At 70.1% G+C, this 14873-nt stretch carries 14 protein-coding genes and 1 pseudogene; 13 read left to right on the top strand and 2 right to left on the bottom strand.

Annotated elements, in window-relative coordinates:
* Positions 1–52 precede the first annotated feature (52 nt).
* On the top strand, positions 53–811 hold the full coding sequence (locus tag ABD993_RS21700) for an SDR family NAD(P)-dependent oxidoreductase (protein ID WP_345421419.1): 759 nt from the start codon (positions 53–55) through the stop codon (positions 809–811).
* A gap of 76 nt (positions 812–887) precedes the next feature.
* On the opposite strand, the gene ABD993_RS21695 is transcribed toward ABD993_RS21700, so the two are convergent.
* Positions 888–1958, bottom strand: coding sequence for an extracellular solute-binding protein (locus ABD993_RS21695; RefSeq protein ID WP_345421416.1), 1071 nt, complete (start codon positions 1956–1958; stop codon positions 888–890).
* A gap of 412 nt (positions 1959–2370) precedes the next feature.
* On the opposite strand from ABD993_RS21695, the gene ABD993_RS21690 reads away from it, so the two are divergent.
* The 11 genes and pseudogenes from ABD993_RS21690 (at position 2371) to ABD993_RS21640 (ending at position 10941) form a co-directional block, all read left to right on the top strand.
* Positions 2371–3168 carry an HpcH/HpaI aldolase family protein gene (locus tag ABD993_RS21690; RefSeq protein WP_345421413.1) on the top strand — a complete coding sequence of 266 codons (798 nt, stop codon included), beginning with the start codon at positions 2371–2373 and terminating at the stop codon, positions 3166–3168.
* Between the two features lie 18 nt (positions 3169–3186).
* Positions 3187–4104, top strand: coding sequence for a hypothetical protein (locus ABD993_RS21685; RefSeq protein WP_345421411.1), 918 nt, complete (start codon positions 3187–3189; stop codon positions 4102–4104).
* 64 nt (positions 4105–4168) lie between these two features.
* A complete protein-coding gene (locus tag ABD993_RS21680; protein WP_345421408.1) occupies positions 4169–5566 on the top strand; it encodes an MFS transporter in 1398 nt (465 codons plus the stop codon).
* An 8-nt stretch (positions 5567–5574) separates the two neighbouring features.
* Positions 5575–6585 carry a cyclase family protein gene (locus ABD993_RS21675; protein ID WP_345421405.1) on the top strand — a complete coding sequence of 337 codons (1011 nt, stop codon included), beginning with the start codon at positions 5575–5577 and terminating at the stop codon, positions 6583–6585.
* A 32-nt stretch (positions 6586–6617) separates the two neighbouring features.
* Complete coding sequence (locus ABD993_RS21670) at positions 6618–7565, top strand: DUF6282 family protein (protein WP_345421403.1); 948 nt, start codon at positions 6618–6620, stop codon at positions 7563–7565.
* Positions 7566–7638: 73 nt separating this feature from the next.
* Positions 7639–8445 (top strand): IclR family transcriptional regulator, encoded by an 807-nt coding sequence (locus ABD993_RS21665; RefSeq protein ID WP_345421400.1) that lies wholly within the window; start codon positions 7639–7641, stop codon positions 8443–8445.
* Between the two features lie 372 nt (positions 8446–8817).
* Positions 8818–9129 (top strand): site-specific integrase, encoded by a 312-nt coding sequence (locus ABD993_RS21660; RefSeq protein ID WP_345421397.1) that lies wholly within the window; start codon positions 8818–8820, stop codon positions 9127–9129.
* 69 nt (positions 9130–9198) lie between these two features.
* A pseudogene (locus tag ABD993_RS21655) lies at positions 9199–9775 on the top strand (transposase family protein).
* A gap of 19 nt (positions 9776–9794) precedes the next feature.
* On the top strand, positions 9795–10109 hold the full coding sequence (locus ABD993_RS21650) for a hypothetical protein (RefSeq protein ID WP_345421394.1): 315 nt from the start codon (positions 9795–9797) through the stop codon (positions 10107–10109).
* Complete coding sequence (locus tag ABD993_RS21645) at positions 10106–10306, top strand: hypothetical protein (RefSeq protein WP_345421391.1); 201 nt, start codon at positions 10106–10108, stop codon at positions 10304–10306. The genes ABD993_RS21650 and ABD993_RS21645 overlap by 4 nt, the downstream gene beginning before the upstream one ends.
* A gap of 23 nt (positions 10307–10329) precedes the next feature.
* Positions 10330–10941, top strand: a complete 612-nt coding sequence (locus ABD993_RS21640; RefSeq protein ID WP_345421388.1) for a shikimate dehydrogenase family protein — start codon at positions 10330–10332, stop codon at positions 10939–10941.
* Positions 10942–11906: 965 nt separating this feature from the next.
* Here the strand turns inward: ABD993_RS21640 and ABD993_RS21635 are convergent.
* Positions 11907–12821, bottom strand: a complete 915-nt coding sequence (locus tag ABD993_RS21635) for a LysR family transcriptional regulator (protein ID WP_345421385.1) — start codon at positions 12819–12821, stop codon at positions 11907–11909.
* Positions 12822–12964: 143 nt separating this feature from the next.
* Between ABD993_RS21635 and ABD993_RS21625 the strand changes: the two genes are divergently transcribed.
* A complete protein-coding gene (locus ABD993_RS21625) occupies positions 12965–14872 on the top strand; it encodes a hydantoinase/oxoprolinase family protein (protein ID WP_425569082.1) in 1908 nt (635 codons plus the stop codon).
* Position 14873: the final 1 nt, after the last annotated feature.

The following is a 14873-nucleotide window of genomic DNA, read 5'->3' as shown; positions in this document are numbered from 1 at the left end:
TGACCCGGTGCACGCACTGGTGCGTCGCCCGACGAGGACTGGAGGAAGTGCGATGACGGTGGAACGGGAACGGGTCGCCCTGGTGACGGGTGCGGCCGGCGGGGTCGGCGGTGCCCTGGTCGAACTGCTCGCCGCGCGCGGGTACGCGGTCGTCGCGACGGACATCTCGCCCGACGTGGAGGGCCTCGCGGAGAAGCTCGGCGCCTCCGGCGGGACCGTCCTGCCGCTGGTGGCCGACGTGGCCGACAGCGCGTCCGCGGAGCGGTCCGTGGCCGCCGCCGAGCGCGAGTTCGGCCGGCTCGACCTGCTGGTCAACAACGCGGCCCGGTTCCTGCGGCGGCCGATCGTGGAGACGGCCGACGAGGACTTCGACCGGCTGCTGTCCACGAACGTGCGGGGAGCCTTCGTGCACTCCCGCGCGGCCGTGGAGCCGCTCGCGTGCACCCGCGGCGCGATCGTGAACGTGACGTCGATCTCCGGGCTGGTCGGCATGCCGAACCAGTCCGTGTACGCGATCACGAAGGGCGCGCTCGTCCAGCTGACCCGCCAGCTGGCCGTGGAGCTCGCGCCGCGGGGGATCCGGGTGAACGCCGTGGCTCCCGGCGCCATCGACACCGAGTTCATCGCCGAGGCCCGCGCGGCGGATCCCGATCCCGCGGCCACCGCGGCGGCCGTCGTCGCCCGGCACCCGCTGGGCCGGATCTCCACCGCCGAGGACATCGCCGAGGCCATCGCGTTCCTGGCCTCGCCCGCGGCGGGCGGGATCACCGGCACCATCCTGAGCGTGGACGGCGGGTACGTCGCCCAGTAGTCGGCGCACCGACCGACCGGTCCCGTGCGGGCCGTGCCCGGCGACGAGCGTCGCCGGGCACGGCCCGGGGGAGCGGTCAGCCGACCTGCCAGGCCGTCCACTTCTGCGTGATGTCCGTGGAGTTCTGCGCCCAGTAGGTCGGGTCGAGCAGGCTCACCGTGCCCTTGCCCTGGCCGACGAACGGGTTGAACAGCTTGCCGTTCGTGCTGAACTCGATCGTGTTCGGGTCGACGTCGCTGCGGACGGGGGTCAGCCCGCTCAGCGCCGCGTACTTCTTCAGGTTCTCCGGCTCCTGAGTGAACTCGAGGGCCTGCTTGGCCGCCGCCGCGTTGGGCGAGCCCTTCGGCACCACGAAGGAGTCGAAGTCCCAGCTGGTGAAGTCCCACACCGGCGCGAGCGTGCCGCCGCTGTCCTGGATGATCCCCAGCCGCCCGTTGAGGGTCAGCGTCATCGTGGCCTGCTTGTTCACCAGGCTCTGCTGCACCGCGGTGAACGACGGCGCGAAGATGATGTCCTGCTTGATCGTGCTCAGCTTGGCCAGTGCCCGGGTGACGTCGAGCGGGTAGAGCCTGTCCGGCGCCACGCCGTCGGCGACCAGGGCCGCCTCGACGATCCCGCGCGGGGTGCCGCCGAAGAAGACCCGCTTGCCGGGGAACGTCCTCGTGTCGAAGAAGTCCTTGATGGACGTCGGCACCGTTCCCTTGTAGACGGTCGTGTCGTAGGCCATCACGGTGGCGTACTTGACCGCCGGCACGGAGCAGTCGGTCGTGGTGCCCGGGGGCACCAGGTCGGTCTTGTACTTCGACAGGTCGATGGACTCGAAGAGCCTGCCGCAGTACTGCTTCGCCAGGTAGGAGCCGGTGTGGACGACGTCCCAGATGGTCTTCTGGGCCTCGACCATGGTCAGCAGCTGGCTGATGTAGTTCAGCGACGTGACGTTGTCGAACTTGGCGCCGGTCCTGGCCGTGAAGGGCTCCTGGAAGGCCTTCTTCTCGTACTCGGTGGCGTCACCACCGGTGGTCTGCCAGGTGATGGTCGTGGCCGGGCCGGCCGTTCCGGCGGGGTCCGCGGCCGGCGCCGACCCGCACGCGGCGGTCGCCAGGACGGTGCTTGCAACGGCCGCGACCAGGAGGTGCTTGGTCCTCATGCACCCTTCTCCTCTGCGTTGAGTGATCGAGTGTGGCGCCGACGGCCCGCCGGTCGTCCGGTCGTCCGCGAACGGGTCGCGCGCGTCGCCGATCGGGTGGTCGGCGCCGGACGGGTCGCCCGGTCGGAAGCCGATTCTGATGAGTCGCGTATAGCGGGACGCTCGTCGCGCCATGCGCGACGAAGCGTTGCGGACCGTAGCTGCGCTCACGGCGCCCGGTCAACCCCGGGTGGCCCGGACGTGCGGAGTCGATCGCCGGAATCGATACAGAAGGCGTCTCTCGCGGGTTCGGCTTGCGCAATCGAATCGTCAGGGTGCAACCTGCATCGCGAACAGGCTGTTCGGGAAACGAACAACGCGAGGCGGAGACGCCCCGCAGCCAGCGCGCCGATTCGATGGAGATTCGCCACCCATGGCTTCCTTCCGTGAGCTTTTCCGGTCCTCGGACGGGCCGGTCCTCGGGACCTTCGTGAAGATCCCGGCACTGGAGATGGCGGAGATCCTCGGCGAGGCCGGCTTCGACTTCGTCGTGATCGACACCGAGCACGCGCTGCTCTCGGTCCGCGACGTGTACTCGCTGGTGGTCGTCTACTCCCGGATGGGGGTGGCGCCGCTGGTCCGGATCACCGACCACGGCTACGGGGACGCCCAGCGCTACCTCGACGCCGGGGCCGCCGGCGTCCTCGTGCCGCACGTCTCGAACGGGCGGCAGGCCGAGGCCACGATGCGCCAGCTCCTGTTCCCGCCGGAGGGCACCCGCGGCATGGGCTACGCCTCCCGCGCGGGCCTGTGGGGTGCGCTGCCCGGCGGCCCGGCCGAGTACGTGCGGGCCGGCCGGGACGAGGTCGCCCGGATCGCGATGGTCGAGGAGGCCGAGTCCGTCGAGGACCTGCCGGCGATCCTCGCCGCCGCTGGCGTCGACGCGATCTTCGTCGGGCCCGGCGACCTCTCGCTGTCGCTCGGGGTGCCCGCCACCTCGCCCGTCGTCCACGAGGCGGTCACCCGGTCCATCGGCGCCGCGGTCGAGGCCGGGGTCCCGGTCGGGACCGTGGTCCAGGGCGCCGACCAGATCCGGCTGCGCGCCGAGCAGGGCTGCTCGTTCCTGCTCGTCGGCAACGACACCGGGCTGTTCGGCTCGGCCGCGCGCACCGCCACCGCGACAGCCCGCACCGCGCTCGCCGAGCTCACCGCCGCCGCCACCACCCGCTGACGAGGAGGATTCACCCGCATGGCCTACGCCAAGGACGACCTGCGCTCCGTGCTCGCGGCCCCCGCCGGGAAGCCGAACACCGGCGCGCCCATCTCCGCGCCGCAGTTCCTGGACTTCTCGGTCACGCCGCCGGACGTGCAGAGCGGCTCCGGGACCAACCAGTGGATCTCGCGCGGCCAGAACTTCGTCCTGATCTACACCGAACCGGCCGCGGGGGACCTCGTCTGGAAGGCCACCCTCGGCACCGAGCAGGTCCTGCTGCTGATCGACGAGCACAGCGCGATCACCGGCACCGCGGGCGACGAGACCCACGAGGTCTCCGGGCCCGCCCTGGTCGTGGTCCCGCCCGGCGAGAGCGCGATCACGAGCACCGGCACCGGTCCCGTCGTCCAGCTGATCGAGTCCGGGGAGACGGAGTGGGCGGCGAAGGCCTCGAACGCCGCCGCCTACGCCGAGCCGGATGCGCACGTGGCCCCGCTCGAGCCGTGGCCCGAGCCGGTCGGCGGGTACCGGTGGCGGACCTACCTGATGTCCGACGTGCCGGAGGACCCGAAGCGGTTCGGCCGACTGTTCCGCACCCGGTCCTTCATGGTCAACTTCCTGAAGGCCGGCACCGGGCCGCGTGACCTCTCGAAGATGTCGCCGCACTTCCACGACGACTTCGAGCAGGCGAGCCTGGTCGTCGCGGGCACCTACGTCCACCACATCCAGACGCCATGGGGGACCGACGGGCGGCAGTGGCGCCCGGAGGACCACGCCCTGGTGGGCAGCCCGTCGCTGGCGATCATCCCGCCGCCGACCGTGCACACCTCGCAGGGCGTCGGCTGGCGGGCGAACCATCTGATCGACATCTTCTCCGGCCCGCGCCACGACTTCTCGGCGCGGCCCGGATGGGTACTCAACGCCGAGGAGTACCCGGCCCCGGCGGCCGGCTGATCCCGCCCGCCGGGCCACCCACACACTGCCTCAGGCTCCGCCCACCCCCTCCCAAGGAGATCCCATGTCCGTGAGCACCTCGGACCCCGACTTCCGCGTCCGGCGGCGGCGGGCGATCCTGAGCGCCTGGGCCGGCTTCGCCGTCGACTCGTACTCGATCTACATCGTGTCGTCGGTGCTGTTGCCCGCGCTCGTCTACTTCCAGGGCGACATCTCGGCCGAGGGCAAGGCCATCTTCGCCGGCCTGACGCTGGCGACGACACTGCTCGGCCGCCCGCTCGGCGGCATCATCTTCGGGCACTTCGCCGACAAGATCGGCCGGGCGCGGGTCGGCTCGGTCACGATCTACGGCTTCGGCACGATCTCGCTGCTGATCGCGTGCCTCCCCGGCGCCGAGCTGATCGGCGCGGTCCCGGCGATGGGCCTGCTGCTGTTCCTGCGGTTCGTCGAGGGCATCTTCCTCGGCGGCGAGTACACCGCCGCCACGCCGATGGCGCTCGAGTACGCCCCGCCGGCCCGCCGCGGTCTCGTCGGCGCGGTGATCCAGTGCTCCGCCTCCGGTGGCCCGCTGCTGGTCGCGGCCGCGATGGCGGTCGTGCTGCTGATCGCCCCGAGCGGTGACATCAACTCGCCCTACGTCCAGTGGGGCTGGCGCCTGCCGTTCGTGCTCGGCTTCGTGATGTCCTTCGTGATCGCCTGGTTCCTGCGCCGCAAGGTCGAGGAGTCGACGATCCAGCAGGAGGTCAGGGCCCAGGAGGGCGAGCACACCACCTCCGCGCTGCGCCGCGTGCTCAAGGGCAAGTCCGGCCGGGCCTTCGTCCAGGCCTGGGTGATCATGACCGGCATCTTCTTCACGGTGAACCTCACCGGCAGCGTGCTGAACCAGTTCCTGCTCGGCAACGAGGGCTTCACCCCGGCGGACCTCGCCAACACCCAGCTGATCGTGTCGGTGTTCGGCATGGCGTCCTACATCGTCGCCGGCTTCTTCAGCGACAAGATCGGCCGCAAGAACGTCCTCTTCATCGTCATGGGGGCGAGCCTCGTCTGCTACCCGATCCTGATCTCGGTCATCGGGTCGAACGTCGGCTTCGGCTGGGGCACGCTCACGCTGCTCGCGATCGGCATCCACATCCTCAACGCCGCGCCGCTGGGCGTGCTGCCGGCCTACATCAACGAGCGGTTCGCGACCAGCGTCCGGTCCACCGGCTGGGGCGTCGCGTACAGCACCGCGGTCATCATCCCGGCCTTCTTCTCCTACTACATGGTGTGGCTGAGCGCGCTCGTGCCCTTCGCCTGGACCGCCGGCATCCTGGCCGTCCTCGGCGCGGTGATCGTGCTCGCGGCCACCGCGGCCGGTCCCGAGACCAAGGGCATCGACCTGCGCGTCGCCGGCACGGACGACGACCAGGCCCCGGCGGGTGGGACGGTCGGCTCGGAGCCGTCCGTCGCGAGCGGGACGTGACGGTCCGCATGACGACCTCCGTGACCCGCACCGCCGTCCCCAGCTACGCCGAGCTGCGGGAGCGCACCGACGCGCCCGCAGGCTCGTCGTGGGGCCTGTTCGGTCCGGTCGACCAGCTCGGGATGCTCAACTTCCTCACCGAGGAGCGGACCGCCGCCGCGGCCGGCCTGGTGAAGCGGGGTGCCACGTTCAACCTGGACTACCCGCTCAACACCTTCGTGCCGAGCCTGGCGGGCACCCGCCCGCCGACGGAGCACCGCATCTTCGCCAACAACCCGAACCACCGCGACGACTGGGTGGACTCGTTCTACCTGCAGTCCACCTCGCAGGTCGACGGGCTGCGGCACATCCGGCATCCGAAGCACGGTTTCTACGGCGGGGTGCCGGACGAGAACGTCGACGTGGGCAAGCCGGACCTGGGCATCCAGCTGCTGGCCGAGAAGGGCATCGCCGGCCGCGGTGTCCTGCTCGACGCCGTGGCGTACTTCGCGAGCATCGGCGAGCCGCTGGAGTTCGGGACGATGCGCCGCATCACCCCGCAGGACCTGGACGCGATCGCGGAGTTCGGCCGGGTGCGCGTCCGGCCCGGCGACATCGTGCTGCTGCACACCGGGTACTCCGCGGAGTGGGTGCGGCTCACCCCCGAGGAGCGCCTCGCCCGCCGCGGCACCGGTGGCACCGGCCTCGACCAGTCCGAGGACATGCTGGCGTGGCTCTGGGACCACCAGGTCGCGATGATGGCCGCGGACAACGGCGGCCTGGAGTCCTTCCCGGTGCGCACGGACTCCGGCTGGGTGGACCCGGACGAGCCGCTGCCCGAGCGCGGGCCCTCGCACAACGGCATGATGCACCGCCCGATCATCGCGCTGCTCGGCCTGATCATCGGCGAGCTCTGGAAGCTCGACGAGCTGGCCGCGGACTGCGCCGCGGACGGCGTCTACGAGTTCCTGCTCACCGCCAAGCCGCTGAACCTCCTCGGTGGCGTCGGGTCCCCGCCCAACGCCATCGCCGTCAAGTAGCCCCGAACGCACGCCGAAAGGGAACACCCCTCATGACCCAGACCGCCAACGCCCTGTGGGACGAGACGATCGAGCCCGACCGCTTCGTCCCCGACGCCGAGGCCGACGGGTTGCTCGTCGGAGCCGTGGACCTGCACACCCACCCCGGCCCGAGCCCGTTCCCGCGGCGGATGTCCATCCTGGACGCGGCGGTGGACGCGGCGACGGTCGGCTTCAGGGCCCTCGTCGCCAAGTCCCACCACCACAGCATGCAGACCGACATTCTCGCGCTGGGCCCGGCCGGGCTGGACGACATCGGGGTGAAGGTGTTCGGCGGCGTGGCGCTCAACCGCACGGTCGGCGGGCTCAACCCGTACGCCGTCGAGCTGGCGCTGCGCATGGGCGGCAAGGTCGTGTGGTTCCCGACGATCTCGTCGACGGCCCACATCGAGTACCACAAGCACGACCACGGCACGGGCTTCCCGGTCTCGGGGATCCCGTTGCGGGACAACGAGCCGATCAGCATCCTCGCCGAGGACGGCACGCTGCTCCCGGAGGCGCAGGACATCCTGGCGGTCATCGCCGCGGAGTCCGCGGTGCTCAACTGCGGGCACCTGCCCGCCGCCGAGATCGACGTGCTGATCCCGGCGGCGCTGGCCGCGGGGGTCGAGCGGATCGTCGTCAGCCATCCGGAGTTCGTCGTCGCGGCCGAGCCGGAGCGGGTCGGTGAGTGGGCCCGCCAGGGTGCCTACGTCGAGCACTGCCTCGCGATGCTCACCGGCCGCGTGCCGAAGGCGGCACCGGTCCAGGAGATCGCCGCGTTCCTGGCCGCGGCCGGGCCCGGCCGGACGATCATCTCGTCGGACCTGGGGCAGAAGGGCAATCCGCTGCCGGTCAGCGCCTACCGGCGGATGGTGCGGGCGCTGCTCGACGCGGGCACCGCCGAGGACGACATCCGTTCCATGGTCGGCGGCAACGCCGGCCAGCTGCTGGGCCTGTGATCCAGGCACATCCCGGTACACTCGCGGCCTGGCCGACACGGGCGGGCCGCGACGTACCCGCCGAGGAGGAGCGTTGACCAACGCCTCGGGCGGGACCGGTGACATCCAGGCGGTCCAGCGTGTCGGACAGCTGCTGGCGCTCTTCACGATCGACCGGCCCCGGCTGTCGGTCGCGGAGGCCGCCGCGATCGTCGGGATGAACCGGAGCACGGTCAGCCGCTACTTCGGCTCGCTCGTGCTGGTGGGTTTCCTGGAGCGCACCGTCGAGGACCCGACGGTCTACGTTCCGGGCCCACTGCTCGTCCAGCTCGGCGCGGTGGCGCAGGGGCAGCGCCGGGTCCTCGACCTGGCGCCGCCCCACATGCGCCGGCTGTCCCGGGAGACCGGGCTGACGGTCGTGCTCTCGCTGTGGGGCGCGGCCGGCCCGGTCGTCTCCCTCGTCACCGAGATCGGCACCAGCCCGATCCTGGTGACGGTGCGGGTCGGCGCGCTCCTGGACCTGGACTCGGCTCAGGGCAAGCTCTTCCTGCGCTTCGCCAAGGACCAGGAACCCACGGCCCGGTACCTGGCGGGGCTGGATCCGGTCCAGCGGCGCCGGATGGAGACCGAGGTCGCGGGTGTGGGCGCGGCGGGCCTGGCCCGCGCGCCCGCCCCGATGCACATGTCGATACTGGCCGGCCCGGTCTTCGACGACCACGACATCGCGGCCACCATCGCCGTGGTCGGTATGCCGGCGGACGAACCGAAGACCGTTGCCGCCCTGCACCGTGCCGCCTACCGGATCACCACGGACATGGGCGGTGCGGGTCACTGGCGGGCCCTGATGCCCGTCGGGACAGCGGACGCGGCACGGGACTCCGAGGAGTCGGAAGCCTCCTGACCGCCTCTCGGAGGGCGCGGCCGCACGCAGTCGTGCGCGGGTGCTCGACTGCGGGGCCGCGGACGTCGAGCCTGTTCACGGGTCCGTGCAGAGTCGAGCGGGCTGGTTGCGCCGGGAGGGCGCACGGAACTCGAAGGTGCGCGCGGTGGCCTCGTCGAAGCCCCGCCGCGGCCATGTACTCGTCTCACAGCTCACGCTGCCCGCCGTCGAGAGAGCAGTGCGTTCATGTCGTGAGGCAGACACCGCTTCTACGAGGTCGACACGTCGACCACACCGGGATCGGCGGCCGGATCCGGCCCGCGTAGGCGGTGCAGGCCTCGACGAGCGCGAGGGGGGCGTCGCCGTCAGGATGCGGCCGGTCATGCCGCCGGCGTGGAGCTCGACGTCCATGCCCTCGGCGGAGCGCATGTCGAAGACGCTGTACGGGTGATCTGGACGGCGATGATGACAGGTGTCCGCCGCGGCGAGCTCTGCGCAGTGAAGGTCGAGTCGGTGGACTTCACCCCGGGCCGCAAGACCCTCTGGTTTGAGCGAGCGATCCGCCGGGAGTCCGGCTGGGGCTGGGGCAAGGGCGAGCTAAAGATCCCGCGCCGTCCAATTCCTGGTGCCGATCTGGGTCGGCGAGCAGTGAGCCTTTGCCAACCTGGTGGACGGGCAGGTCAGGGCGCATGCGGCGTGGCGTGACCTCGAATGGGTGAAGCTCCTGGTAGACGGGCGATTGCCTAGATCAATCCGCCTGATCAGGAGCTTCGAGTGTTGTCCTACCCGTCCGGGATGACCGTGTCCAGCCGTGCCCTCGGCGTGCTCGCCGACGCGCTGCGAGCGCACCGCAACAAGCGCCGAACCCGCTGGCGCAAGCTTCCCGCCGGCCGCCAGGCCCTCCTCGTCCTCGCCTACCTGCGCAAAGGCGAGACCTACGCCGACCTGGGCTGCGGGTTCAACGTCGGCACCTCCACGGTCTACCGCTACATCCGCGAGGCCCTCGACCTGCTCGCCGCCATGGCCCCGTCCCTGGAGCAGGCGATCGCGGTCGCCCGCCGCAAGGCGTTCGTGATCCTCGACGGCACCCTGTTGCGCATCGACCGAGTCGGCATGGCTTCCGGGTACGACCGCGCCTTCTACTCCGGCAAACACAAGGCCCACGGCTTGAACGTGCAGGTCATCGCCGACCCGGTCGGCCGCCTGGTGTGGATCTCACGGCCGCGGGCCGGGCGAGCGGGCCAACGCCGAGCTGAAGAACTGGCGGATCCTGCGCAAGATCCGCTCCAGCCCGAACACCGCGGACAAGCTCATCGCCGCAGTTCAGACCCTCATGATCGCCAACGCATGATCAGGTTGGCAAAGGCTCAGTGGTCATCGACGCGCCGTTCAGTCCGTACCTGTCCGATGCCCAACACGTCACCGCGGTCGCGGAGCGTTTCAACTGGCCGTCTGTCGACATCGAAGTGGTCCGCGTTCGTGTCTCACCCGAGACGCTCCGAGGCCGCCTGCAGACGCGGGGACTGGAGCGGGACCGGGTCAAGCTCGCGAACTGGGACGACTACTGGGCGACGCACGGAGGTCGACCATGCCTGTGGGAAGGCGTTCACATCGTGGACGTCTCCATCGATTCGGATGAGTCGCCATCCGGGAGCTGGATCGCCGCTCCGAGGGAGCGGACATGATGATCAGTGGATCAACCGCACTCGTCGCCCACATGGGATATCCAACTCGCACATTCATGTCCCCCCTGATCTACAACCCGTGGTTCGAGAAGAATGACATCGACGCGGTCGTCGTCCCCATGGGAATCAAGTCCGAACACTATGCCGACTTCTTCCGGGTGGTCTTCCGACTGACAACATTCGTGGCGCACTGGTGACCATGCCGCACAAGGTGGCGACCTTGGAGCTGGTCGACGATGCGAGTTCGGCCGCGGACATCGCGGGCGCCGCGAATGCGGTCGTGCTGCGGGAAGACGGCTCGCTCTATGCCGATCAGTTCGACGGTGCCGGTTTCGTCCGCGGCGTGTCGCGCAAGGGTTTCGTCCCCGCCGGAAAGCGAGCACTCATCGTCGGAAACGGCGGGGTGGGTTCAGCGATCGCGGCCGCGCTGGCGGGCTTGGGGTTGGCCGAAATCGGCCTCGTCGATCCACACGCGGCCGTCTCCGAACGCCTCGCCGAGCGCATCGGCCGACACTATCCTGCGGTGAAGGTCGACGTCGGGTCCAAGGATCCCGAGGGTTGTGACCTCATCGTCAACGCTACTCCGCTCGGGATGAACGACGGCGACGCACCGCCTGTCGACGTCGACCGCATCGCACCTGAAGCCTACGTCGGAGACGTCATGCTCAAACCGGGGGTCACTCCGTTTCTGCGTGCGGCTCGGGACAGGGGCTGCACGATCCAGCCGGGAACCGACATGCTGTTCGAAATGGTCCCCGCCTGCCTGGAGTTCTTCGGCTTCGGCACCGCAACGCCGGAGGAACTACGCGCGGGTACGCAGCAGCCGTCCTGACCGGTTGACACCGGTGCCAGGCCGGATCTCGGCCCGGGCCTCCCGGCCGAGGACCCGCTGCGTCTCCGCCAGGCCGATCGCCGGAACCGATCTGAGCGGGGCGCGGGTCCCGCAACGGCGAGTGCGCCGCGAGCCGACGCTGACGGAGCCGTTCCTGGAGTACTGCCGGCTGCGGCTGGGCGAGGACCCGCATCTGTGGGCCTCGACGCTGTTCGACGAACTCACCGCGCTGGGGTTTGCCGGGTCCTATCCGTCGTTGAACGCGGCGATCCGCGCGCACGGGCTGCGCCCGCACTGCGAACCCTGCCACGCGTCGAGAGGCCGCGACGCTGCGGTGATCACGCATCCGCCGGGTGAGGAGACCCAGTGGGACTGGGTCGAGCTGCCCGATGCGCCGACGTCGTGGGGCACCTGCTGGTCGGGTCGCTGGCGCACTCGGGGTGGTGGCGGGCGGTGCTGGCCGAGTCGGAGGACTTCCCGCACCTGGTCGAAGGCCCTCGACCGCGTGACCCGCAAGCTCGGCGGACTGACCCGCGGCTGGCGATCCGACCGGATGGCCACGGTCTGCTCACCGACCTCGGGGACGGTGTCGGCGGCGTTCGCCAGGCCGCCAAGCACTACGGCGTCCGGGTGGATCTGTGTCCGCCCCGGCACGGCAACCGCAAGGGCGTGGTGGAGAAGGCCAACCACTCCGCGGCACAGCGGTGGTGGCGCACCCTGGCCGACGACGCCACCATCGCCGGCGCCGAGCACAGTCTCGACGAGCTCTGCGCGCGCCTGGACGGCCGCACGCGGCGCCGCGACGGCGAGAAGACCACGGTCGGGCAGCTGGCCGCGGCCGAGCGGCTGCGTCCTGCTCCGGCGCTGGGGTTCCCCGCGGAGCTGGCGGTTCTGCGGACCGTCTCGGCCCAGGCGCTGGTGTCGTGTGGATTGGGTGCCGGGAGGGCCGGGAGTCGGAGCCGGTTTCACACACCGCCGCTGGGCGGAAGACTTGCCCGGCAGAAACTCGCGAACGCACGAGCCCGTCGTGTCAGCGTCGCGTCCGCGGCGTGTGCCAGAACTATCGACGGGCCGTTGACGTCGTCGGCTACCGGGCGGGTAACGATGCGCGATCCCTCATAAGTGAAGTCGATGGCGGGGCGCTGAATCAGCATAGAGATTCCGAATCCTCGCCCGACGAGTGCGCGCGCCATTTCAAAGCTGCCGGCACGGTAGCGGATGTTGATGTCGATCCCGGCGTTTGTCAGCAATGTATGGTAGAACTCATAACTGGGTTCCACGTCGAGTAGCACCAATGGCTCACCAGACAGCGCGCTGAGCGGGATCTCGGCCTCGGCAGCGAGCGGATGGTCGGGGTGCAGAAGTACGGACGGTGTCGTGGTGTAGAGCAGTTCCCGCTGAATCTTCGGCATGACCTCCAGGTCGTACAGGAGGGCCAGCTCGCACTCGCCGTTCTGCAGGAGTCGCCGCAATTCGTTCATCGAGCCCTCGATGAACTCGACGTGCACACCCGGGTGGCGACGGTGGAAGCCCTCGAGTAGCTGAGGCAGCAAAAACGGTGCCAAGGTCAGGAAGCATCCGATGACGAGCCGGCCGGCCAGCTCCGTCCCCAGGCTGCGCGCGGTTGCGAACAGCTCGTCGGAATGAGCGAGAAGAGCCCTGGCGTCCGCGACCACCTCCGCGCCGGCGGCGGTCAGGGTCAGGCCCTTCGAGCGGTGTCGCAGCAGAAGTTGCACGGCGAGTCGTCGCTCCAGTGCCGCCACGGCCTGTGACACCGCGGACTGGGACACCCTCAGAGCCTTGGCGGCGCCGGTCATCGATCTGGCGTCGGCTGCGGCGAGGAAGTAGGCCAGCTGCCGGAGGTTGATCGGGTCGGGCATTCGTTTAGCTTATCCACATCCGTGCATCTATGTGCTTTTCGCGCGGACCGCCCACTTATAGTGTGGTCTGTGTCACGGTGCCCCGCCAGGGGTAGCCGCCGCCACTACAACGAGGTGGTCTCGTGGGACATGCCCCTGACTTCATGACGATCGACATCGACACCGGTGGAACCTTCACCGACGGCTACGTCTCGGGGTCAGGTGTCGGCGTTCAGGTCAAGGTCGATACGACGCCGCACGACCTCACCCACGGGATCATCGCCTGCATCGACCGGGCTGCTGAGGTCCTCACCCTGACTCGGCGAGCACTGCTCGCGGCTACGGGGGCGATCCGCCTGTCGACGACCGTCGGCACCAATGCGTTGATCAACCGCACCGGACCCAGCCTGGGGCTGCTCCTGGGCCCGGAGCTCCACGCCCGCCCCGGCGTGTTGGAGGAGTTGCCGGTTCGACCGGACCTTGTCGCGGCTGCTGGTCCGGGTGACGATCACCTCGCTGCGGTCAAGCGTCTGCTCGACCGGGGAGCCCGCCTGATCGTCGTCGCGCTCGATGGCGACGGAGGTCAGACGCTCGAGGCGGCCGAGAACTCGCTGCGCGAGTCGATCGCGCTCGAGTACCCGCGTCACTACCTCGGTGCGGTCCCGGTTCTGAGCTCCCACGATGTCACCCGGAGTCCGGACCCCTCGGCCAGGCTGCGAACCGCGGTCATCAACGCCTACCTGCATCCCCTGATGTCGCATTTCCTGTACCGCGTGGAGGACGAGCTGCGCCGGGAGGGATATCGCTTCCCGCTGCTGATCGGCAATGCCGACGGTGGCTCGTCGCGGGTCGCCAAGACGACGGCGATCCGCACCTGGGGCTCGGGGCCGGCCGGGGCGGTGGCGGGGGCCGCACACGTGGCGCGAACTCTCGGCATCCCCGCCCTGCTGACCCTCGACGTTGGTGGTACCAGCTCGGACATCTCCCTGCTCAGTGCAGGGAGATGGCGCTACACGGTGGAGCCCGTCATGGATGGGGCGAGGGTCGCGGTCCCGGTGGTCGAGCTCGAGTCGATCGGCGTCGGCGGCGGGTCGATAGTGCACGTCGTCGACGGCGAGGTCGTGGTCGGGCCACGCAGCGCCGGAGCGCAGCCCGGGCCGGCGGCGTTCGGACTCGGCGGCGAGGACGCGACCCTCGCCGATGCGTTCTGCTGCCTGGGTGTGTTCGATCCCGCGCATTTCCTCGGAGGTCGGAAGAAGCTCGACAAGGACGCTGCGGTCGAGGCGTTCGCCCGCATCGCGGATGCATTGATGGTGGACGTGCCGACAGCCGCCCATGCCGCCGTCCGGGCGGCGACGAGCACGGTCGCGGCCGGAATCGGGGCTCTTCTCGACAGGTACGACGTCCGTCCGTCCGATGTAGAGCTCCTCACCGGCGGCGGCGCGGGTGGTCTCCTCGGATGCTGGGTTGCCGCGGCGGCGGGACTCAAAGCGACCCGTGCGTTTCCACTCGCTCCGGTCTTCAGTGCGTACGGTCTCTCCACGCTCGACCGGATGCATTCGTACGAGATCGCCCCCGACCTGCACGGACTGTGCGATCGCGTCGACGTGGTGATCGATAGAGCCCGTGCCGACATGCGCAGCGAGGGCGTGGATCCGGAGGTCCTCCGCTTCGAGGTCGAGATCGAGGTCGGCGACGACGGAGCGGCCGGTGCCGTCCGGCTCGGTGCGATCAGGAGCGGTCAGGACGCTGCTGACCTGATCTCGGCCGTAATGGAGCCGGTCCGGCTCATCCGGCTCCGGGTCGTCGCCGACACATCCACCCGTCCACCTGCGGCGGCATCTCCTATCGACGAAGCCGCGACGACCCGGATGATCCGCTGGGACGCGGTCGAGCCCGCCGGGGTCGACACGACTGTCCGGTCCTGGGCAGCTCTGCGGCCAGGGGAGCGCCACGTCGGACCGACGCTGATCGAGAGCGTCGACACCACGGTCGTCCTGCCACCGGGTTTCACCGCCACCGTCGGTGACCACGCGGACCTTCACATCATCAACCCGATCCCTGGAGCGTGAG

This window comes from Pseudonocardia xishanensis, assembly GCF_039541715.1.
Classification (GTDB): Bacteria; Actinomycetota; Actinomycetes; order Mycobacteriales; family Pseudonocardiaceae; genus Pseudonocardia; species Pseudonocardia xishanensis.
Note: the sequence above shows the minus strand (reverse complement) of the source record. Positions and strands in the feature narration are given on the sequence as shown.